The following is a 19,566-nucleotide window of genomic DNA, read 5'->3' on the forward strand; positions in this document are numbered from 1 at the left end:
TTGACCAGGGTGGTCGAATGGTGTATATTTAAGTCGACCAGGGTGGTCTAACTGCGTGGGATAAGAGGAGGTGGACATCATCATTGCACGATTTGAAAGTTTAGAAGAAAGCAAGCAACACACCATCCGCCAAGCGGCGCTCGAGGAATTTGCGGTGCAGGGCTACAAAAAGGCGTCGACCAACCGCATCGTCAAAGCGGCAGGGATCGGCAAGGGAATGTTGTTTTATTATTTCACCAGCAAGCAGGAGCTCTACGAGTATTTGGTGAAGTATAGCCTTGAATTCATCGAGAGCCGGTATTTGGATAAAGTAGATGCAGGAGAACCGGATTTAATCGAACGGCTCACGCAGCTGGCCCGTCTGAAAATGGAAGCCCAAGCGGAAAATGAAGAAGTGTTCAAGTTCTCGGCTGTTTTTTTGCAAGAAGGCGAAGCGCATTTGCCGGAAGAGCTGGCAACGAGAATAGAGGAATTGAAACAAGCCGGTTACAGGCTCATGTATGAAGGCATCGACAAAAGCCGTTTTCGCAAAGACGCGGATCCGGATAAAGTGTTCCATTTAATTCGTTGGTCGATCGACGGCTACCAACAGGAGCTGCTCGCCAGATTGACAGGGCAAAAACTTGCCGAGATTGATTTCGCACCGTATTGGGAAGAATTCTATGCGTATTTGGCTATTTTGAAGAAGAGCTTTTATGAAACGGAGGAGGAATCGCGATGACGGTCGTCAAAACACAAGGGCTCAGTAAAACCTTCGGGGATTTCAAAGCGCTGGATGGTGTCGACATCGAAGTGAAAGAAGGGGAAGTGTTCGGCTTTATCGGGCCGAACGGTGCAGGGAAGTCCACGACCTTGCGTGTCCTGCTCGGCATTTTGAAAGCATCCGAGGGCAGCGCCGAGATTTTTGGCAAAGATGTCTGGAAAGATGCGGTCGATATTCATAAACGGGTGGCGTATGTGCCAGGTGACGTCAATTTATGGCCGAACTTGACCGGCGGCGAAGTAATCGATTTGTTTGGAAGATTGCGCGGCGGCTACGACAAGGCCCGGCGCGATGAACTGATTAGCCGTTTCGGGCTCGACCCGGGCAAGAAATGCCGGACCTATTCAAAAGGGAATCGCCAGAAAGTGGCGCTGATCGCCGCCTTTTCCGCAGATGCGGATCTCTATATCTTCGATGAGCCGACTTCAGGGCTCGATCCGCTTATGGAGCGCGTGTTTTCCGAATACGTTCACGAGGCGAAAGCACAAGGCAAGAGCATCCTGTTATCGAGCCATATCCTGTCGGAAGTGGAAAAACTATGCGACCGGGTAGCGATCATCCGCAAAGGGCGCATCATCGAAACCGGAACACTGAAAGAAATGCGCCATTTGACCGGATCGCTAATGTTCATTGAAACCGAAAAGCCGATACCGGATTTGGCGGAGCTTCGGGGCGTGCATCGTGTGCAGGTGTTCGACGGCGGCTGGTCGTTCCAAGTGGACGCCGATGAACTCGATGCAGTGGTCCGTCATTTAAGCGCATTTGGCATCAAGCGGATGGAAAGCCGGCCGCCAACGCTGGAAGATTTGTTCATCCGCCATTACGAGGAAACGGAGACAGGAGCAGGAGGTGGCGTGTGATGAGCCAGCTTTTTGACCATACATGGAGTTTGATACGTTTCATCCTGCGGCGCGACCGCGTCCGGTTGCCGATCTGGATCTTGTCGTTTGTTTTTGTATCGGCAGGGATTGTCCTCGTCTTCGACAATTTATACGGAGACGATATCGAGCGGCAGGCCATTGCGGAAACGATGGAAAACCCGGCCATGGTCGCGATGGTCGGGCCCAATTACGGCGGGGCGGATTATACGACCGGCGCAATGACGGCTCATGAAATGCTGGTCATGACCGCGGCGATTGTCGCCTTGATGAATATCCTGCTGGTCAGCCGCCATACGCGCGGCGACGAAGAGGAAGGGCGGCTTGAACTTGTCCGTGCGCTGCCGGTCGGGCAGTTGTCCAGTTTAACGGCGGTGCTGCTGGTGCTGACAATTGTCAATGCACTGCTTGCGGTATTGACCGGTGTTTCGATGGCAGCGCTGCAAGTCGAGAGCGTCGACCTTCACGGTTCGCTCTTGTTCGGTGCGGCGCTCGGTGCGACCGGCTTGTTCTTCGCTGCGCTGACGGCCGTGTTTGCACAGCTTACGCAAAATGCACGTGCAACGACGGGCTTGTCGATCGCCGCTTTACTGGTGTTTTACATGATCCGCGCGATTGGCGACGTCATGAGTGAGGCCTTGGCGCTCACTTCGCCGCTCGGCTGGATCCTGCGCGCCAAGCCTTTTGTCGAAAACTTATGGTGGCCGGTACTGCTATCGGTTGGTTTAGCGGTGGCGTTGTCCCTATTAGCGCTGTATCTGAACAGCATCCGTGATCACGACTCCGGCTTTTTGCCGACGCGTGCGGGCCGTACGCAAGCCCCGGCGACGCTTCGCGGGCCATTCGGCTTGGCGTGGCGGCTTCAGCGCACGGGCTTGATTGCCTGGGCGGTCGCGTTGTTCATCTTGGGCATCTCGTATGGGTCGGTGCTCGGTGAAATCGAACGCTTTTTTGAAGGCATCGATTTGTTCCAGCAATTGATCGTCGAGCAGGAAGGCTTTAGCTTGATCGAGCTGTTCATCCCTGTGCTGTCTTCGGTCATGGCGATTCTCGCCTCGATCCCGGCAATCATGGTGATGCTGAAAGTGAAGACAGAAGAAAAGAACGGGCGCATGGAACACGTCATCGGCCGCTCGGTTTCCCGCTGGCGCGTGGCGTTCAGCTATTGGCTGCTTGCCGCATTGACGGCGATCACGATGCTGTTCTTGACCGGTATCGGGCTCGGCCTCGCAGGCAATGCCGTGCTTGCTGAAGATTTGCCGCTCGGCACGTATATCGGTGCTTCATTTGTGTATTTGCCGGCCGTGCTGATCATGATCGGTTTGGCGCTCGCGTTCATCGGCTTTTTGCCGAATTTTGCGAGCGTCATCTGGCTCTACTTAGGTCTATCGTTTTTCGTTGTTTATCTGGGCGAGCTGCTGCAGCTTCCGGATTGGGTGGAAAAGCTGACGCCTTACGGGCATATTCCAGCAATTCCACTGGATGAAGTCAATTACGGCGTGCTCGCGCTGATGATTGCAATCGCTGTTCTCCTGTCTGTGGCAGGGGCATACGGTTTCCGACGGCGTGATTTGAAAACTTAAGGAGGTTGAACATATGGCCCAAACGATTACAACATTTTTATTGTTTCAAGGGCAAGCAGAAGAGGCGATGAAGCTGTATACCTCCATTTTCAATAATTCCCATATCGATTCAGTGAGGTATCGGGAGGATGGTAAAGTAGAACAGGCGAGATTTACATTGGCGGGCACCGAATACATGTGCATCGATAGCCCGATTCCGCATGAGTTCACTTTTACGCCAGCTGTTTCGCTATTTGTCCAAGTGGATGATGAAGTGCAATTCGACAAAGTCTATAGTGTTTTAAGCGAAGGTGGAAAAGTACTGATGGAACCTGGCGATTACGGCTTTAGCCCGAAATTTGGCTGGTGCAATGACCGCTTCGGCGTATCCTGGCAAGTGACGATCAAATAGAGAATCCCCGGTGCACCGATGCACCGGGGATTTTTTTGTAGCTATTGAATTGCGATGATGGTAAGAAGATATGATTCCTACTTGTACTTGAATGCAGGCTAAAGCAACAGCCAGGCGGCGAGCGGGCTGAGCAAGGCGCCAAGAACGGCAGCCAAGGTCATCGCGACAGAACTCATCGAGGCATCTTCCGGCCCGTATTCGAACGCTTTCGCTGTGCCAAGGCCATGGGCAGAAGCGCCAAGGCCGATGCCTCGGCCGATCGGTGAATCGATGTTCAATAACTGCAGCAAATACGGCCCGAGCAGGATGCCCGTGAAGCCGGCAACCATGACGAATACGGCGGCCAGCGATGGGATGCCGCCGATTGTGGTCGCGACTTGCATGGCGACAGGGGTGGTCAATGATTTCGGCAAGACCGTCAAGATCAATTCTTCCGTAAAACCGAGCCAACGCGTAAAGAGCGTGCCGCTGACGAGGCCTGCGATGACGCCGGCGACAATCCCGGCAGCAATCGGGACCAGGTTTTTCTGGAGCAATTCACGATGCTTATAGAGCGGAACGGCAAGCGCGACGACAGCCGGGCCGAGAAAAGCTGCGACCCAGTCGCCGCCTTCCATATAGGTTTCATAAGGGACGTCGAACAGGATCAAAATAGCCACGAGCGCTACCGTCGCTGTGATGACCGGATTCAACGGCGTTTTACGAAAGCGCAAGTACACGAAATTGGCGATAACGTAAGTCGCTACGGTCAGGACAGAGAATACAATGGCTGCGGGAGTGAATGCCATGATTACGATTCCTCCTTTTGCGCTGCGCTTCGATTCGCAATGGACTGGCTTGCAAAACCGGCAGCTGCCATCGTGATAAGCGTACTGATGATCACAATCGGCAGCAGCAACACGCCTTTCCCGGAAAATAGGGGACCATAGTCAACGACGCCGACCGTTGCCGGAATGAAATATAAGGAAAGAAAGCTTAATAAAAAAGTAGCGCCGGCGTCTATCCACTCGAGTGGATAGATTTTTAGCAATAAAGCGCTGAACAACAGCAAAAAGCCGATGATGCTGCCGGGCATCGGCAAATTGAGTAAGGTCTGAATGGCTTCGCCGATCAGCAAAAAGCCATAAAGGACAAGCAATTGTAAAACGATACGTACGATCTTCATTGGGAACCTCCGCCTTCCGGTCAGTTTTGGAAAACGATGGACGTCTTCATATATGTAGATATTTTACAGCAATCGACTGGAAATGCGAGCCCATAGTTTCGGGAATTGAAGCGGAATAACTGTAAGGAAAGGAAGAAAATGTTATAGCGCGAAAGCTCTATATAACAGGGTTTCAAACGAATAATGAAATTTTCCGAAAATAAGAATTTAACACTTGCATTTTGTAGAGGATGTTGTAGTATTACCTTATGCAATATATCGCATACAATTATTCGCTGATAGTATTTTGGGATAAAGAAGAATGAATATTCAAAAAGTGAGGGAGTTAGTAAGTATGGACAGCAAATTATCGATGAAGGCTTATCTTATCATTGGGACAATGCTTTTCGCATTGTTTTTCGGGGCAGGGAATTTGATCTTCCCGGCGCAGCTCGGACAATACGCCGGTGAAAATGTATGGGTGGCAATGGCTGGTTTCTTGACGACAGGTGTCGGCTTGCCGCTTCTCGGCATCTTAGCGATCGGTTTTTCAAAAAGCCGGGACTTGCAAGATCTCTCAAGCCGTGTGCACCCGGTTTACGGCTTATTGTTCACCGCCGCGCTTTATTTGACGATCGGGCCGTTTTTCGCATTGCCGCGGACGGCAGCCGTTTCTTATGAAGTGGGCATCGTGCCATTTATCGGAGAGGGATCGGTTGCTCTCGGCTTAATCATCTTCTCGATTATCTTTTATGTGATTTCTTTATTGTTGTCATTGAATCCGACGCAAATGGTCGACAGTATCGGCAAATTCCTGGCTCCGGCCATCTTGATCGTCCTTGGTATCTTGCTGGTCGCGGCGTTCGTCTCTCCGATGGGCGAAACTGGCCCTGCACAAGAGGGATACGCAAGCGGCGCCTTTTTGACCGGCTTTACGGAAGGATACAACACGATGGACGCGCTCGCTTCGCTTGTGTTCGGGATTATCGTCATTTCTGCCGTCCAGAAAATGGGCGTCACGTCCTCTAAAGGCTTGCTGAAGGCGACGCTTCTGAGTGGTGCCGTGGCAGCAGGATTGTTGGCTGCCGTTTACACAGGAATTGCCTTTCTTGGTGCGACCAGTACCTCTCAGTTAGGCCTTTTGGAAACCGGCGGGCCGGTTCTGAGCGGGGCTTCTGAACATTATTTTGGAACGTTCGGCGCCATGCTGCTAGCCGTGATCATCACATTGGCATGTCTCACGACAGCGGTCGGATTGACTGTTGCCACTTCAGAGTTTTTCCATAAGCTGACGCCTGGCATCAGCTACCGCACATATGTCTTCATCTTCACGGTATTTTCATTGGTGGTCACCAATGCCGGCCTTTCGAACATCATCACGTATTCGATTCCGGTATTGATGTTCTTGTATCCACTCGCAATCGTCCTGATTATGCTGGCGTTCATGTCGCCGCTTTTCAACCACAGCCGCCTCGTCTATGTATCCGCTATCGGCGTGACGTTCTTCATCGCAATCGTCGACGGATTGAAAACATTAACAGGCTCGCTCGGTATGGAAAACCCGGCATGGCTTCAAAGTATCATCGATTTTTATGCGGAGGTCCTGCCGCTGTACGGCGATGGGCTCGGCTGGCTGGTGCCGGCTTTGGCCGCTATCATCATTTCAGGTGTGGCCGCCCGTTTGGGAAACCGCGGGGAAGCGGAATCTCCGGCATTTACAAATCGCTAAAAAAAGCTGTTCCCAACGTGTCTGACACGTTGGGAACAGCTTTTTTAAATGCCTTTCGAAGCGGTCAAGTCTTCGATAGTACGCACCCAATTGGATTTCATCAAATGTGAAATCTTTTCTGCGTCTCCGGCTTTCAGTGTTTCGATGATTTCGATGTGCTCGTCATGGGAGCGCATCGTCAAGACTAAGGAATGATGGAAAAATTGTCTGCGGACGTGTGATTGAAGCTGGCCGAGCATGGAATCTATATAAGGATTTCCGGCTGCATCCACGATAATCTGGTGGAATTCTTCATCAATCTTCAGAGCAGAGAAGGAATCGCTGTTGCGGATGGCGCGCGCAAACTTCCGGTTGGTTTCTTCCAAAAGCCCAAAGATCTCAGGGGTTAAATTCGGAATGGCCAGCTCACCGGCAAGTGCTTGCAGTACAGCAAGGGGGGGCAGGAGGTGTTTGATGTCTTCGATATGGATATCCGTAACGCGTGTCGCTTTGCCGGGAAACATTTCAATGAACCCTTGGACTTCAAGAAGTTGCAGGGCTTCACGAATTGGCGTCCGGCTCAAATTGAGCGCTTCGGCAAGTTCAGTGTCGACCAGTTTCTCACCGGGCTGCAAGGTGCCATCGATAATCCATTGCTGCAATTGCAAATGGGCACTTTCTTTAGCGGAAACGCGTACCGGCCTTGTATGGTCTACAGGAATCGGCATAGTAAATCTCCTTTCGAAATTATCTGACTCCATTATACACTAATCTGCAAAGCAATAAAATGCAGAATGCGATATATCTAAAACGCTGATTTCCGAATGTCAGTTTGAGGCCCTCTCTAGAGGGAATAACAGCATTATCAGGAAACTTTAAGGAGGAGCCGCCATGTTATCATTCGTTACCAGTAAAGACGAACAAACCCTTGCCATTGAAGTCGAAGGAAAAGTAACCAAAGACGATTTGAAGAAATTCGACAATGTGGTGTTCGAAAAATTCCGCAACGATGAGAAATTCAATGTTTACGCCGTAATCGGCGATATCGATGGACCTACAGCAGGCGCAATGTTCGAAGAGCTGGCCGTCGATGCCAAACGCTGGAGCCAATACAATAAACTTGCGGTCGTCAGTGAAAAGGACTGGCTCGATAAAGTGTCGGGCGCTATCGACAAACTGCCGGGCGTGCAAGCCGAACATTTCCCAATCGACCAGATGGAAGCAGCCTGGGATTGGATAAAGGAGAGGTGAAGACACATGCTGTCAATTGTGCCGAGTAAAGACATAGAAACGATTGCGATTGAAGTAGAGGGGCGTGCCAGCAAAGCCGATATAGAGAAACTGGATCACGTCATCCGCGACAAAGTGAGCGAAAAAGGGCATTTCAATATGTACGCGATTATCTACAAAGTGGAAGATTCAACTTTGTTCGATGCGGCAGACAGTGCAGAAATCGACCGGCAAAGCTGGAGCCAAGCGCGCAAGTTCGCGGTCATCAGCGAAAAGGACTGGACTTCGGCAGCGACGGGCTGGCAAGGCTTTGCAGACGGCCTGGAGACACGCCATTTCAAGCTCGACGAAATGAACGATGCATGGGAATGGATGCAAGAATAACCAATGAATACAAAGTGTTCCGCGTTACTGCGGAGCGCTTTTTTGTTGAGAAAATCATGCAGATGCAAAGATAGAAGCTGAAGCTTAGTGATTACAATAGCTTGCGCTATGAGACTTCGTTTCAGGGGGCTGCTTTCCGAGGGGCGGGTGTTGAGCCAATGTGCGGCAAAGAGAGCCGCACATTTGTCTCGCCAGCCCGCGCGGTCCCTCAGGAGTCAGCCCCCTTCCACTCCGTCTCTAGTTTTAGAGTGAAAGATCATTTTTTTGCTCATTAAATATTAAATGTAGAAACAATTCAGGTTTTCTAGCTCAAGTTATCTTTGGAGTAGAGAAGCGATCTAATCCTGATCCTGCCACCAACATTTTCGACTAAAGCACCAATGTGCCAGACTCTACATCACAGGAAGCGATTCCCCCGCTAGCCGGCAACTGACTAAAGAAGCAGACCTAGTTGAACGCACCTTAGGCAATGAAATCACTCAGCCGCCGAGCGACAAGGGTGAGCCGACGCAGTAAGACAAGTGTCCTTCTTGGCTTGCTGCCAAAGGCCAACCCAAAGCACGGGGGCGACTACTCAGGCGAAACTCAAACAAAGGCAAAAACAATTCGACAAGTAAACTCTCACTAGCTTCTAGCTTCTTATACATTTCTTCCGGGAAGCGATTCCCCTACTAACCTGAAGCTCCGATAGAACAGCAAACACATTTCCGCAAGCTAACCCTCACTATCTCCACTAAGCTTCTTCAATGCGCACAAGCTCAGCACGCACGATGTGGAAGAGGTTCAAGACAATCGTCTTGCCCGCTGCATCTTCTACCGGAAGCAGGCTGACGGCAATGCCGATGAAATGGTCTTCAAGCGCGCCTTCAATGCGAATGCCTTCCAACATGTCCCCATTTGTCAGCAAGATGTTGTAGACGTAGAATTTCTTTTTCACGACGGCTCCTCCTTTCCTGATCCAATTCACTGAAAAAGGCGTTTGAAAGTGGGCAGGGCGACGGATTTCCTTTACACTGATTATAATGCAAAACGCAACGGCATAGATAGGATGAGGAATTGTGAGAAACGAAATGACGGTAACAGTGAAAGATGTTTTGAGAAATGAATTGGCGAAAGGGTCTCCGCTCATCACAAAAGACGGATTGATGAGTGAAATCGATGCTCCGGAAGGCACATTGCTGCGCCTCGTTGATAAAGACGGGGAATATTTGGGCACGGGTTATTACGGCGAACAGAACAAAGGCGCTGGTTGGATCTTGACGAGAAACCAGGACGAGGCAGTCGGCCAAGCCTTTATCGAACGCAAGCTGGAATTGGCGTTCAGCCGCCGCGAGAAATTCTTCAACAATCCGGAGACGACCGCTTTCCGTGTCTTCAACGGCGAAGGCGATGGTTTCGGTGGGTTGACGATCGATTATTATGCCGGATTCTATCTGCTGTCTTGGTATAGCGAAGGCGTCTATTCATTCCGCGAAGACGTCGTGGCAGCTTTGGAGAATGTAGTGGAGTGCATCGGAATCTATGAGAAAAAACGGTTCGATACGAAAGGCCAGTATATCGAAGACGATGATTTCGTATCGGGCGAGCGCGGAGAATTCCCGTTGATTGTTCAAGAGAATGGGATGAACTTCGCGGTATATTTAAACGACGGCGCAATGACCGGAATCTTTCTTGACCAGCGCGATGTGCGCCAGGCGATCCGCACGAAATATGCAGACGGTAAAACCGTACTCAATACCTTTTCTTACACAGGGGCCTTTTCCGTGGCAGCGGCGCTTGGCGGTGCCGATAAGACGACGAGCGTGGATCTCGCGAAGCGCAGCTCAGCGAAAACGATTGAGCAGTTCAGCATCAACGGCATTGATTTCGACGAGCAGGACATTCTGGTGATGGATGTCTTCAATTATTTCAAATACGCGAAGCGCAAAAACCTGAAATTTGATATGGTCGTCCTCGATCCCCCAAGCTTTGCGCGCTCGAAAAAGCACGTTTTCAGTGCGGCGAAAGATTATACTAATTTGATGAAAGAAACGATCGATATTACGGCGCCGGAAGGCTTGATCGTCGCTTCCACCAATAGCGCTTCATTCAATATGAAGAAGTTCACCCAAATGATCGATAAAGCATTCAAAGATAAAAACCAGAAATACAAAGTGGTGGAAACTTATAGCTTGCCGGCCGATTTCCACGTCGACAGAAGATTTCCGGAAGGCGATTATTTGAAAGTGCTATTCCTCCGTTTACTGTAAGGCGGGCTCATAAGCAGAACAAAGAGCGCAGATGGGCATTCAATGGCGAATGTGCAACTGCGCTTTTTGTGCATTTTATTGCCCGAATGAATTGGTTTATAATGGAAAAATAATTACCTAATTTGGAGGCGGCATAATGGCAAAAGCAATATCCTCATCTTCGCTCGCGGGAAATCCGGTTTACCCGGTGATGTTCGCGATCGGCGGTGTCCATTTACTGAATGATTCCTTGCAGGCAGTGATTCCGGCGATGTTCCCGATTTTAGAGAAGGACCTGGGCTTGTCCTTCACACAGCTCGGGCTGATCGCTTTTGCGCTCAATATGGTGGCGTCTGTCTTGCAGCCAGTCATCGGTTTTGCGAGCGATAAAAAACCGATGCCTTACGCATTGCCGCTCGGCATGGTGTTCTCGTTCATCGGGATCGCGGGCTTGGCGTTTGCGCCCGAGTATTGGCTCATCTTGCTATCGGTCATTTTCCTCGGTTTCGGTTCTGCGGTCTTTCATCCGGAAGGTTCGCGCGTGTCGTATATGGCAGCGGGATCAAGACGCGGCTTGTCGCAATCGATTTACCAAGTCGGCGGCAACTCCGGACAGGCACTGGCGCCTTTGATCAGTGCCTTTATCCTGGTGCCGCTTGGGCAACGGGGAGCGGCCTTGTTTCTTTTTGTCGCAGCACTTGGCATTTTCGTATTATCCAAAATTTCTGCCTGGTACAAGGCTCAGTTAGAGCGCGATAAGCTGGAGAAAGTGAAAAAAGCGGTATTGTCTTCTTTACCTCCTTTGACGAAAAAGCAAGTGGGCACTGCTTTGACTTTGCTGCTGTTGATCATTTTCGCGCGTACTTTTTACATAACGACCATTACGAGTTTTTATATATTCCATTTAATGGATAATTATGGTGTGACGATTCAGCAAGGGCAAATGTTCATCTTCCTATTTCTTGGAATAGGGGCGTTCGGGACCTTTTTCGGCGGGCCGCTTGCAGACCGCATCGGCCGCAAGCGCGTCATCGTGCTGTCATTGATCGTGCCGATCCCGCTGGCGCTTGTGCTGCCATATGTGGCCTTGCCGATTGTCGCTGTCATTCTTGCCGTATTGGGCTTTTTCCTTATGTTGAGCTTTTCTGTCATGGTCGTCTACGCCCAGGAACTCGTACCGAGCAGAATCGGCACGATGTCTGGGCTGACGGTCGGCTTGGCATTTGGCATGGGGGCCATTGGAGCGGTCGCGATCGGTGTGTTGATGGATTCGATCGGAGTTTATGAAACGATGGTCATTATTTCTGTGCTGCCGATAGTCGGGCTGGTTGGCCTTGCTTTGCCGAAAGACCGGAAAATTGCTGCTGCGTAAATGGCTTGAACGGATAGATAGGAGATGAAGTTATGGAATCAATTCAGAGAAAACAAGGCATCAAGCCGTTTTTCACACTGTTAACCTCGATTAAAATCCCGAAATGGGCATTGATTTTTGGGTTGGCGACCAGTTTGGTCACGACGATCGTCGGCTTGCTCGTCCCGTTGTTGACGAGAGAGTTGGTGGACGGGTTTTCAGTAGAGGCATTGAGCGGAGGATTGATTGCCGCGCTTGCCGCTGCGTTTATCGTGCAGGCTGTCATTAACGGCGTATCGATTTATTTATTGAGCATGGTCGGGCAGCGGATCGTGGCAGGGCTGCGCGAGCGCATGTGGCTTCATTTGCTGCGTTTGCGTGTCGGTTATTTCGACCAGCACGCAAGCGGGCAAACGGTGAGCCGTGTCGTCAATGATACCGGCATCGTCAGGAATCTCATCACCGATCATTTCCCGAATTTCGTGACCGGCATCATTACGATCATCGGGGCGGTCGCGATCCTTCTTGTGCTGGACTGGAAAATGACTTTGATCATGATGCTCGCAGTGCCGCTGACGATTGCCATCATGATTCCGTTAGGTCGCAAGATGGCGAAGATTTCCCGCAGCTTGCAGGATGAGACCGCCGTATTCACGGGCGATGTCCAGCAGACGCTCGGGGAAATCCGCTTGATGAAATCATCGACAGCGGAACGAGTGGAAGAGCAGCGCGGGCTTTCGGGCGTCCAGAAATTATACGGGCTCGGCATGAGAGAAGCGAAAGTCTATGCCTTGATCGGCCCGCTGATGTACTTGGTTGTCATGGTCGTTATCGTGATGATCATCGGCTACGGCGGTATCCGTGTTTCGGAAGGGTCGATGTCGACCGGATCCTTAGTCGCTTTTCTTCTCTATTTGTTCCAGATTGTTGTGCCGCTCGCTACGTTTGCGCGGTTCTTTACAGAGTTGCAAAAAGCGAGAGGAGCGACAGAACGCATTATCGATATTTTGGAATTGCCGCTTGAAGAACAACAGCGCGGCATCGAAATGGACATCACCGGCAAAACGCTGCGCCTCGAAGACGTCAGTTTTGCCTACGAAAACGGCGAGCCGGTGCTGCAGGGCGTGTCGTTTGAAGCACGGCCTGGCCAGAAGATTGCCTTTGCCGGGCCGAGTGGCGGAGGCAAGACCACCATTTTCGGGTTGATCGAGCGCTTTTACGAACCGACCGCTGGGACCATTACAATCGGTGATGTGCCGATTGGGGATGTGGCGATTGCTTCTTGGCGCGACCAGATCGGCTATGTGTCACAGGAAAGCGCCATGATGGGCGGGACGATCCGTGCCAATCTGACTTATGGTTTGCCGGATGCGGACAGTTATGCAGATGAAGAGTTGTGGCGCGTGTCCCGAATGGCGTATGCCGAGGAGTTCATCGCTTCGTTTCCGGATGGATTGGATACGCAAGTCGGGGAACGTGGTGTTAAATTGTCCGGTGGGCAGAGGCAGCGCATTGCCATCGCACGCGCATTTTTGCGCGATCCAAAATTATTGATGATGGACGAAGCGACCGCGAGCCTCGACAGCCAATCGGAAGGCATCGTCGGACAGGCGCTCGGGCGTTTGATGGAAGGGCGCACGACACTCGTCATCGCCCATCGCTTGTCGACGATCGTCGATGCCGATCAAATTGTCTTTATCGAAGGCGGGCGGGTCACCGGTATTGGAAACCACCGGGAGTTAACCGGGAAGCATATGCTCTACCGCGAATTCGCCGAGCAACAATTGACGTAATGTTTTTTCTTGACCTTGACGCTGCGTCAAGGTTTAAGATGAAGTCATCAGGAGGTGGCGGCATGTATACAGTGCAGAAATTGGCAACGCTTGCCGGTGTGAGCGCGCGCACTTTGCGCTATTACGATTCGATCGGCTTATTGACGCCGCAGAAAAACGAATCCGGCTACCGATTGTACGGGAGCGCAGAAATTGACCGTCTCCAGCTCATCTTGTTTTACCGGGAGCTCGGTTTTGGGCTTCATGACATCGCGAAGCTGTTGGACGAGCCGGGTTTTGATGAAACCGAAGCGTTGATCGGGCAGCGGGAACAGTTGATGCGGGAACGCAGCCGCCTGGACCTTTTGATTACAAATGTGGAGAAAACGATTTCCACAAAACAAGGGGAGAGTCGAATGGCAGATCATGAAAAGTTCGAAGGATTCAAGAAGCAGCTGGTCGAGGACAATGAAGCGGCTTTTGGGAAAGAAATCCGCGAGAAATACGGCGACGCGGAAGTCGACCGTTCAAATGCCAAAATGCTCGGCATGGGCCAGGAACAATATGAAGCATTCAAACGCCTTGAGCAGGAGATCCTGGAAAAGCTGGAGCATGCGCTGAAAGAAGGCGAACCGGCGGGAGCCGCGGGACAGGAAATTGCCGATTTACACCGGCAGTGGCTTGGGTTTACATGGGGCAGCTACGAGCCGAAAGCGCATGCCGGACTGGCGGAAATGTATGTCGCGGATGAACGCTTCGCGGCTTATTATGAAAAAGCCGGCGAAGGGGCAGCACAATATTTGCGGGATGCGATCATCGTCTATACAGATCAGCAAATTGAATAAAAATGGGCCCGCCTGCTTGCGGGCCTTTTTTGGTTTCAATCGGCAAGGCACGGGAATGGAAGTAAACAATAATAAGAGAAGACGGGGGTGGGGAAGATGCTAACAGTGATGAGCTTTAATATTGCATCAGGCAAGCGAATCGACGGAAAGCTGGACCTTGAACTAACGGCCCAAGCGATTGAACAAGGACAAGTGGATGTCGCCGGATTACAGGAAGTGGACCGGAACTTTTCTTCCCGCAGCCGTTTTTGGGATCAGGCCAAATGGCTTTCCAACCGGCTTGGCATGCACATGGCGTATGGGCCAAATCTGGTTGACAGGGGAGCCGGGGGCGTGCGGCCGAAGCGTGAATACGGCAACGCCATATTGAGCCGCTATCCGGTCGTGTCATTCCGCAACCATGATTTGAGCGCAGTCGAAGTCCATCCCGAAGAATTCGAGCCGCGCGGGATGCTCGAAGCGGTCATTGAAATGGAGGGGTTCCGGTTTTCTTTCTATAACACGCATCTATCGCTGATTGATGAGGAAGTGGACCGCAGCTTGACGGAAATCATTGCCATCACGACCGATAATCCGCTGCCGCAAGTGCTGGTGGGGGATTTCAATGCTGCGCCTTCTACCAAACATATCCAGCGATTTTCCAAGCATTTTTATAACGCGTTCGGTTCGGGTCCTTATCCCGATACGTATAAAAAACAAGGCGACCACGGACAAAAAATCGATTATATTTTCCACGATGCCCATTTTCAATCATTGGAGACATGGACCATCGATACCGAGGCATCGGATCATGTTCCAATTGTGGCAAAAATCAGAAATTTACAAAACTCTAACAATTTTTAACCTGTTTTTAACTTACAAAAGCGCCATCCTTGCTATAATTAAGGGGACAATTGCAGCTGCCACTGATTCGTTTCAACCAGAAAAGGAGATGGTCTCATGCACGGCGATGCCAGCAGGACACCAACAGTGAAAGTGATGTCGTTCAATATTGCCCATGGAATGGGAATGGATGGCGAAGTGGATTTAGAAAGAACCGCACAAGTGATTGAAGCGTCGGGAGCTACCATAGTGGCACTTCAGGAAGTCGACCGTTATTTTTCAGCCCGCAGTTTTTATATGGATCAGGTCGAATGGCTTTCCGAACGGCTCGGGATGTACGCCGCATATGGCGCCAATTTGAACCAAGCGCCGGATGACCCAGAACGCCCGAACCGCCAGTACGGCAATGCTACGTTAAGCCTTTATCCAATCAAGTACGCAGAAAACCATTTTTTGACGCAAGTCGTAACCGACATCTATAATAATGAGCAGCGAGGCGTTCTCGAGACAGTAATTGAAGTCGGAGGCACTTACCTCAAAGTGTTGAATGCCCATTTAGCGTTGAAAGATGAAGAGCTTGAAATGAGCATTGCGGAAATATTGGAGATTGCCGGCAAGAGCCATTTCCCGAAAATCATCGCGGGTGATTTCAATGCACCGCCGACCCATCGTCATTTGGCGCATCTTCATCAGACCATGACAGATGTCTTCTTGAAAGTGAAGCGCGGCGACGCCTACACGTACCCATCTCCTTATGAAAATCATGAAACTGGCGAATCGTTTAAGCCGATGACGCGCATCGACTATATTTTTGCCGACCGCGGCTTTGACGTGCGGGATGCAGAAAAAATCGAAACGGCTGTATCGGATCATTTGCCGATCACTGCAGAGCTCGTCTGGACACAGAAACATGACTCGGCTGCGATTATCGTACCTGCAGCTCAACCAGCCAAACAAAAAATTTAAACACCAAAAAGCCGCCGGCCAAATTGCCGGCGGCTTTTTTATGCATGAATCGTTCAAGCGAAGCTTTTTTGAGTGGCTGTCTTGGAGCGGCGCGCGAGTTTGACGAGCAAGTAGACGAGCGGCGTGTCCGCTGCTGCAACCACCCATTTGAATAAATACTGCGTCAAAATCATGGCAGCCAACGCCGACAGCGGCATCGTCCCATAAAAAGCGATGGTGATGAAAATCGTCGTATCCACCAATTGGCTAACCATCGTCGAGGCATTATTACGCAGCCACAATTTCGATTCGCCGTTACGTGCTTTTAATTTATGGAAAATCGTGACGTCTAGGTTTTGGCTGATGAAATAAGACACCAAACTCGCAAGCGTCACCCGAAAGCCTGCTGAGAAGATCGATTCAAACGCTGCCTGGTCCGCAAAAAACGGCGCAGAGGGCAAATGAATGGCCGCAAAGATGAACGCCAGCGCTGCGAGTTGTGTGATAAACCCAGCCATGACCGTTTGGCGCGCGGCTTCTTTTCCGTACACTTCCGCGATCGTGTCAGTGATTGGGAACGTGAAGACATAGACGATGACTGCAGCCGGCAGCACCGCCCATTCGTTGATCGAAAATAATTTCACGGCCAAAATATTCGACAGGATGAGCAAACCGACAAAAGCGCCGTTTAAATAAAGTAGCATGAGCGGTTCTCCTTATCGGTTGGTGATCGTTTCCGGATTCATGTCGTGGTTCATCATCCGGTACGTCGCCATTTCTTCGTATTTCGTGCCAGGCTTGCCATAGTTCGTATACGGGTCGATCGACAAGCCGCCGCGCGGAGTGAATTTGCCCCATACTTCGATATAGCGCGGATCGAGCAGCTCGATCAAGTCATTCATGATGATGTTGACGACATCTTCATGGAAATCGCCGTGGTTGCGGAAGCTGAACAAATACAGCTTTAACGCTTTGCTTTCGACGAGTTTCTTGTCGGGAATGAAGCTCAAGTAAATCGTCGCGAAATCCGGCTGGCCGGTTTGTGGGCACAGCGAGGTGAATTCCGGGCAATTGAATTTAACGAAGTAATCGCGCGTGTGGAGATTGTCGATCGCTTCTAGAATGCCTGGGTCGTATTCGAATTTATAGCGCGTGTTCTGGTTGCCGAGCAAAGACAAATGCTCGAGTGTTTCTTCATTTCTTCCTGCCATGTGAGTGGCCTCCTTATATTCGGCCGGCTGGGGGAGAGCTATAAAAAATTCGGACAAACGAAAAGCCGAATCGCATGTGGATTCGGCTTGATTTCAAAATCCATAGTTTTTTATAGAGGGTGGAATGCTATGAACCTCTCCCGTTGCCGGGTTATTTAATTTCCTGCCTTATCGTATAAGATAGGGGCGGTTCTGTCAATTGTTGGTTTGTTAGGGATTAGCCTCTGCAATTTGAGAGGTATGTAGGCGATGCGATAGAAAGTGTGAAATGAAAAGAAGTGATTGGAAAAGCTTCCGCTTTTCGACTTCGTTGCAGGGGGCTGCTTTCCGAGGGGCGGGTGTTGAGCCAATGTGCGGCAGAGAGCGCCGCACATTTGTCTCGCCAGCCCGCGCGATCCCTCAGGAGTCAGCCCCCCTTCCACTCCGTCTCTAGTTATAGAAAGGAAGGGAATTTCTTCTGTCCATTAGATAGGAAATGCTGAGATGCTTCATATTTTTAACTAGACTCATCTTTAGTGTCGAGAAGCTAATTAGTTCTGACCCTACCCACAACATTTTAGACGGTAGCGCCAATGTGTCAGACGCCGCATCTCAGGAAGCGATTCCCCCACTAGCCGGCAACTGCATATAGAAGCAGATCTGTTTGAACAAACTGCACACAACGAAATTTCTAAGCCGCCCAGCGCCACGGGTGAGCCGACGTAGTAAGACAGGTGTTTTTCCTGGCTTACTGCCAAAGGCCAACCCAAAGCAGGGCGGCGAATACCAACATGAAGCTCAACTAATGAACAGGAATGATTCCACAAGCAAACCCTGACTATCTTCTTTTCCAGAAATAAAAAAAGCTAGAGAAAGAATCTCTAGCCTTTCATTATTAATGGAATGGGCAACCTGATTGCACAGTCGTGTTCTTTTGTTCGTGATAGAACACATTGTCTGGGCGGTTTTTCAGTTTTTGGACGTCTTTTAGGATCAGGCGGCTTTTTGGCATAGTTGGCATGCGGGACATGTCGTAGGACAAGTCTTGTTCAGGCACGCTGTATTTCAAGTTCTCTGCAAAATATTTAAAGATTGACTGCATATACATGACCGTCATCCATTCCCCCGCACAGCGGTGTCCAGTATGGTGGTCGCCGCCGCCTTGAGGGACGAAGGAGAACGGGCTGCCGTCCCATGTGCTGAAGCGTTCCGGGATGAACTCGTCGGGATTGTCCCAGGAATCCGGGTGATGGTTCGTGCCGTACAGATCCAGAATGACGCGCATGTCTTTTTTGAAGTGGACGCCGTTCCAGTTGAAATCTTTTTTGGAGATCGCTGCCATGACTGGTGCGAACGGATAATAACGGCGTACTTCCTGGGCGAAATTGTGGCTGTAGTTGTTTTCGTCTGCCTGGAGTTTTCCGCGCGTGACCGGGTTTTCGTGCATCGCCATGACGCCGAAGACAATAAAGTAAGCGGTGGCGATCATCGGTCGGTAGGCATTGTTCAAATCGACAGCTGCCGTCTCGAGGTCGAGCAGTTTGCCGTTCGGTGTCCGGTGATGGGCGACGATATATGCTGCCGTATAGGCCGGCGGATTGTATTCGCCTTTACGGATTTGCTTGATGATTTTCTTCAGCCAGTCTTCGTGCGCATTGCGGGCTTTCATGCCTTCAAGGTAGCGCCCTTCAGTAAGGCCGAATGAATCGACCATCGTTACGAGCTCCCATGTGCGCTGCTTGACTTCGCTTTCTTTCATCGGCAGTCCGGCCCAGTGGATCATGGAGCGCGTGAAGATTTCTTCAATTTCATCCAATAAGACGACTTCGTCCATCTGCTCCCATTGTTCGGCCTTGGCATCAAGTTCTTGGATCATCATGCGTTTGGCATCTTCCAAACGCTCAGGTGTCATCATCGACAGGAACATGCGCTTTTGCTGGTGATGGTCTTCGCCGTCGCGGCCGTGGACTGCACCTCGCCCGAATAGCGTTTGCTCAAGCGGAAGCGGCGCTGCGCCACTGCGCTTAAAATAAGCATTATTGTAGAACAGTTCAGCCGCTTCTTCGCCGGCCATGCACACTACCTTTTTCCCGAGCAGGCGGGTTTCAAAAATATCCGAACCCAGCTCTTTGCGGCGGCCGGGCAGGAAATCAAATCCTTCTCCAAGAAGGGATAGGGTATTGTCCAATTCTTTTGCTTTCGGGATCGGGTGCTTCACTTTCATGTAACGTCAGCTCCTTCAGTATGTTCAATGCAGGTGATTCACCTGTTAAGTTGAAAATTCATTGTAGAAAACCATACCCTTCTGGGGCCTCGGTAAACGCTTCCGGAA

General features: G+C 50.7%; 20 protein-coding genes and 1 riboswitch. Of the genes, 13 read left to right on the top strand and 7 right to left on the bottom strand.

Annotation, left to right across the window (positions count from 1 at the left end):
• Positions 1 to 70: 70 nt before the first annotated feature.
• The 4 genes from DFR62_RS12610 to DFR62_RS12625 are packed head-to-tail and all read left to right on the top strand — an operon-like array spanning position 71 to position 3,615.
• A complete protein-coding gene (locus tag DFR62_RS12610) occupies positions 71 to 721 on the top strand; it encodes a TetR/AcrR family transcriptional regulator (RefSeq protein WP_241663091.1) in 651 nt (216 codons plus the stop codon).
• Positions 718 to 1,623: an ABC transporter ATP-binding protein gene (locus tag DFR62_RS12615; RefSeq protein ID WP_121300717.1), complete on the top strand. Its 906-nt coding sequence runs from the start codon at positions 718 to 720 to the stop codon at positions 1,621 to 1,623. Before DFR62_RS12610 ends, DFR62_RS12615 begins: the two co-directional genes overlap by 4 nt.
• Entirely contained in the window at positions 1,623 to 3,224 is a 1,602-nt protein-coding gene (locus DFR62_RS12620; protein WP_241663092.1) for an ABC transporter permease, read from the top strand. The genes DFR62_RS12615 and DFR62_RS12620 overlap by 1 nt, the downstream gene beginning before the upstream one ends.
• Positions 3,225 to 3,237: 13 nt before the next feature.
• Positions 3,238 to 3,615 (top strand): VOC family protein, encoded by a 378-nt coding sequence (locus DFR62_RS12625; protein WP_121300719.1) that lies wholly within the window; start codon positions 3,238 to 3,240, stop codon positions 3,613 to 3,615.
• 98 nt (positions 3,616 to 3,713) lie between these two features.
• Here the strand turns inward: DFR62_RS12625 and DFR62_RS12630 are convergent, their stop codons facing one another.
• Both DFR62_RS12630 and DFR62_RS12635 read right to left on the bottom strand, forming a co-directional pair.
• Complete coding sequence (locus tag DFR62_RS12630) at positions 3,714 to 4,403, bottom strand: LrgB family protein (RefSeq protein WP_121300720.1); 690 nt, start codon at positions 4,401 to 4,403, stop codon at positions 3,714 to 3,716.
• Between the two features lie 2 nt (positions 4,404 to 4,405).
• Positions 4,406 to 4,780 (bottom strand): CidA/LrgA family protein, encoded by a 375-nt coding sequence (locus DFR62_RS12635; RefSeq protein WP_121300721.1) that lies wholly within the window; start codon positions 4,778 to 4,780, stop codon positions 4,406 to 4,408.
• A 334-nt stretch (positions 4,781 to 5,114) separates the two neighbouring features.
• Here DFR62_RS12635 and brnQ point away from each other — a divergent pair, with 334 nt between their 5' ends.
• Entirely contained in the window at positions 5,115 to 6,488 is a 1,374-nt protein-coding gene (brnQ, locus tag DFR62_RS12640) for a branched-chain amino acid transport system II carrier protein (protein ID WP_121300722.1), read from the top strand.
• Between the two features lie 44 nt (positions 6,489 to 6,532).
• Here the strand turns inward: brnQ and DFR62_RS12645 are convergent, their stop codons facing one another.
• Entirely contained in the window at positions 6,533 to 7,195 is a 663-nt protein-coding gene (locus tag DFR62_RS12645; protein ID WP_121300723.1) for a GntR family transcriptional regulator, read from the bottom strand.
• Positions 7,196 to 7,358: 163 nt separating this feature from the next.
• Between DFR62_RS12645 and DFR62_RS12650 the strand changes: the two genes are divergently transcribed.
• Together DFR62_RS12650 and DFR62_RS12655 are read left to right on the top strand one after the other, a co-directional pair.
• Complete coding sequence (locus DFR62_RS12650; RefSeq protein ID WP_121300724.1) at positions 7,359 to 7,718, top strand: SpoIIAA family protein; 360 nt, start codon at positions 7,359 to 7,361, stop codon at positions 7,716 to 7,718.
• A 6-nt stretch (positions 7,719 to 7,724) separates the two neighbouring features.
• Positions 7,725 to 8,081 carry a SpoIIAA family protein gene (locus DFR62_RS12655; protein WP_121300725.1) on the top strand — a complete coding sequence of 119 codons (357 nt, stop codon included), beginning with the start codon at positions 7,725 to 7,727 and terminating at the stop codon, positions 8,079 to 8,081.
• A gap of 733 nt (positions 8,082 to 8,814) precedes the next feature.
• On the opposite strand, the gene DFR62_RS12660 is transcribed toward DFR62_RS12655, so the two are convergent.
• A complete protein-coding gene (locus tag DFR62_RS12660) occupies positions 8,815 to 9,018 on the bottom strand; it encodes a hypothetical protein (protein ID WP_121300726.1) in 204 nt (67 codons plus the stop codon).
• Between the two features lie 121 nt (positions 9,019 to 9,139).
• Between DFR62_RS12660 and DFR62_RS12665 the strand changes: the two genes are divergently transcribed.
• The 6 genes from DFR62_RS12665 to DFR62_RS12690 all read left to right on the top strand — a co-directional run bounded on the left by DFR62_RS12665 (position 9,140) and on the right by DFR62_RS12690 (position 16,065).
• Positions 9,140 to 10,330, top strand: coding sequence for a class I SAM-dependent rRNA methyltransferase (locus DFR62_RS12665; RefSeq protein ID WP_121300727.1), 1,191 nt, complete (start codon positions 9,140 to 9,142; stop codon positions 10,328 to 10,330).
• A gap of 136 nt (positions 10,331 to 10,466) precedes the next feature.
• Positions 10,467 to 11,681 (top strand): MFS transporter, encoded by a 1,215-nt coding sequence (locus DFR62_RS12670; protein WP_175578540.1) that lies wholly within the window; start codon positions 10,467 to 10,469, stop codon positions 11,679 to 11,681.
• Between the two features lie 32 nt (positions 11,682 to 11,713).
• Positions 11,714 to 13,453: an ABC transporter ATP-binding protein gene (locus tag DFR62_RS12675; RefSeq protein ID WP_121300728.1), complete on the top strand. Its 1,740-nt coding sequence runs from the start codon at positions 11,714 to 11,716 to the stop codon at positions 13,451 to 13,453.
• 62 nt (positions 13,454 to 13,515) lie between these two features.
• Positions 13,516 to 14,277 carry a MerR family transcriptional regulator gene (locus DFR62_RS12680; protein ID WP_121300729.1) on the top strand — a complete coding sequence of 254 codons (762 nt, stop codon included), beginning with the start codon at positions 13,516 to 13,518 and terminating at the stop codon, positions 14,275 to 14,277.
• Between the two features lie 96 nt (positions 14,278 to 14,373).
• Complete coding sequence (locus DFR62_RS12685; RefSeq protein WP_121300730.1) at positions 14,374 to 15,120, top strand: endonuclease/exonuclease/phosphatase family protein; 747 nt, start codon at positions 14,374 to 14,376, stop codon at positions 15,118 to 15,120.
• A gap of 96 nt (positions 15,121 to 15,216) precedes the next feature.
• Entirely contained in the window at positions 15,217 to 16,065 is an 849-nt protein-coding gene (locus DFR62_RS12690; RefSeq protein ID WP_121300731.1) for an endonuclease/exonuclease/phosphatase family protein, read from the top strand.
• Positions 16,066 to 16,118: 53 nt separating this feature from the next.
• Here DFR62_RS12690 and DFR62_RS12695 read toward each other — a convergent pair whose 3' ends face one another.
• The 3 genes from DFR62_RS12695 to DFR62_RS12705 all read right to left on the bottom strand — a co-directional run bounded on the left by DFR62_RS12695 (position 16,119) and on the right by DFR62_RS12705 (position 19,458).
• Positions 16,119 to 16,748: a queuosine precursor transporter gene (locus DFR62_RS12695; protein WP_112232783.1), complete on the bottom strand. Its 630-nt coding sequence runs from the start codon at positions 16,746 to 16,748 to the stop codon at positions 16,119 to 16,121.
• Between the two features lie 12 nt (positions 16,749 to 16,760).
• The gene (gene queF / locus DFR62_RS12700) at positions 16,761 to 17,255 is read right to left on the bottom strand and encodes a preQ(1) synthase (protein ID WP_058382035.1); all 495 of its coding nucleotides are present in this window, start codon (positions 17,253 to 17,255) and stop codon (positions 16,761 to 16,763) included.
• 96 nt (positions 17,256 to 17,351) lie between these two features.
• Positions 17,352 to 17,399: riboswitch (PreQ1 riboswitch) on the bottom strand.
• A 730-nt stretch (positions 17,400 to 18,129) separates the two neighbouring features.
• Positions 18,130 to 19,458 (bottom strand): cytochrome P450, encoded by a 1,329-nt coding sequence (locus DFR62_RS12705; RefSeq protein ID WP_121300732.1) that lies wholly within the window; start codon positions 19,456 to 19,458, stop codon positions 18,130 to 18,132.
• Positions 19,459 to 19,566: the final 108 nt, after the last annotated feature.

It is taken from the genome of Planococcus citreus (assembly GCF_003664125.1).
Classification (GTDB): Bacteria; Bacillota; Bacilli; order Bacillales_A; family Planococcaceae; genus Planococcus; species Planococcus citreus.

Coding starts and splice junctions, on each gene's coding strand:
- DFR62_RS12615 (WP_121300717.1), top strand. CDS start 718: ATGACGGTCGTCAAAACACAAGGGCTCAGTAAAACCTTCGGGGATTTC.
- DFR62_RS12620 (WP_241663092.1), top strand. CDS start 1,623: ATGAGCCAGCTTTTTGACCATACATGGAGTTTGATACGTTTCATCCTG.
- DFR62_RS12625 (WP_121300719.1), top strand. CDS start 3,238: ATGGCCCAAACGATTACAACATTTTTATTGTTTCAAGGGCAAGCAGAA.
- DFR62_RS12630 (WP_121300720.1), bottom strand. CDS start 4,403: ATGGCATTCACTCCCGCAGCCATTGTATTCTCTGTCCTGACCGTAGCG.
- DFR62_RS12635 (WP_121300721.1), bottom strand. CDS start 4,780: ATGAAGATCGTACGTATCGTTTTACAATTGCTTGTCCTTTATGGCTTT.
- brnQ (WP_121300722.1), top strand. CDS start 5,115: ATGGACAGCAAATTATCGATGAAGGCTTATCTTATCATTGGGACAATG.
- DFR62_RS12645 (WP_121300723.1), bottom strand. CDS start 7,195: ATGCCGATTCCTGTAGACCATACAAGGCCGGTACGCGTTTCCGCTAAA.
- DFR62_RS12650 (WP_121300724.1), top strand. CDS start 7,359: ATGTTATCATTCGTTACCAGTAAAGACGAACAAACCCTTGCCATTGAA.
- DFR62_RS12655 (WP_121300725.1), top strand. CDS start 7,725: ATGCTGTCAATTGTGCCGAGTAAAGACATAGAAACGATTGCGATTGAA.
- DFR62_RS12670 (WP_175578540.1), top strand. CDS start 10,467: ATGGCAAAAGCAATATCCTCATCTTCGCTCGCGGGAAATCCGGTTTAC.
- DFR62_RS12675 (WP_121300728.1), top strand. CDS start 11,714: ATGGAATCAATTCAGAGAAAACAAGGCATCAAGCCGTTTTTCACACTG.
- DFR62_RS12680 (WP_121300729.1), top strand. CDS start 13,516: ATGTATACAGTGCAGAAATTGGCAACGCTTGCCGGTGTGAGCGCGCGC.
- DFR62_RS12685 (WP_121300730.1), top strand. CDS start 14,374: ATGCTAACAGTGATGAGCTTTAATATTGCATCAGGCAAGCGAATCGAC.
- DFR62_RS12690 (WP_121300731.1), top strand. CDS start 15,217: ATGCACGGCGATGCCAGCAGGACACCAACAGTGAAAGTGATGTCGTTC.
- DFR62_RS12695 (WP_112232783.1), bottom strand. CDS start 16,748: ATGCTACTTTATTTAAACGGCGCTTTTGTCGGTTTGCTCATCCTGTCG.
- queF (WP_058382035.1), bottom strand. CDS start 17,255: ATGGCAGGAAGAAATGAAGAAACACTCGAGCATTTGTCTTTGCTCGGC.
- DFR62_RS12705 (WP_121300732.1), bottom strand. CDS start 19,458: ATGAAAGTGAAGCACCCGATCCCGAAAGCAAAAGAATTGGACAATACC.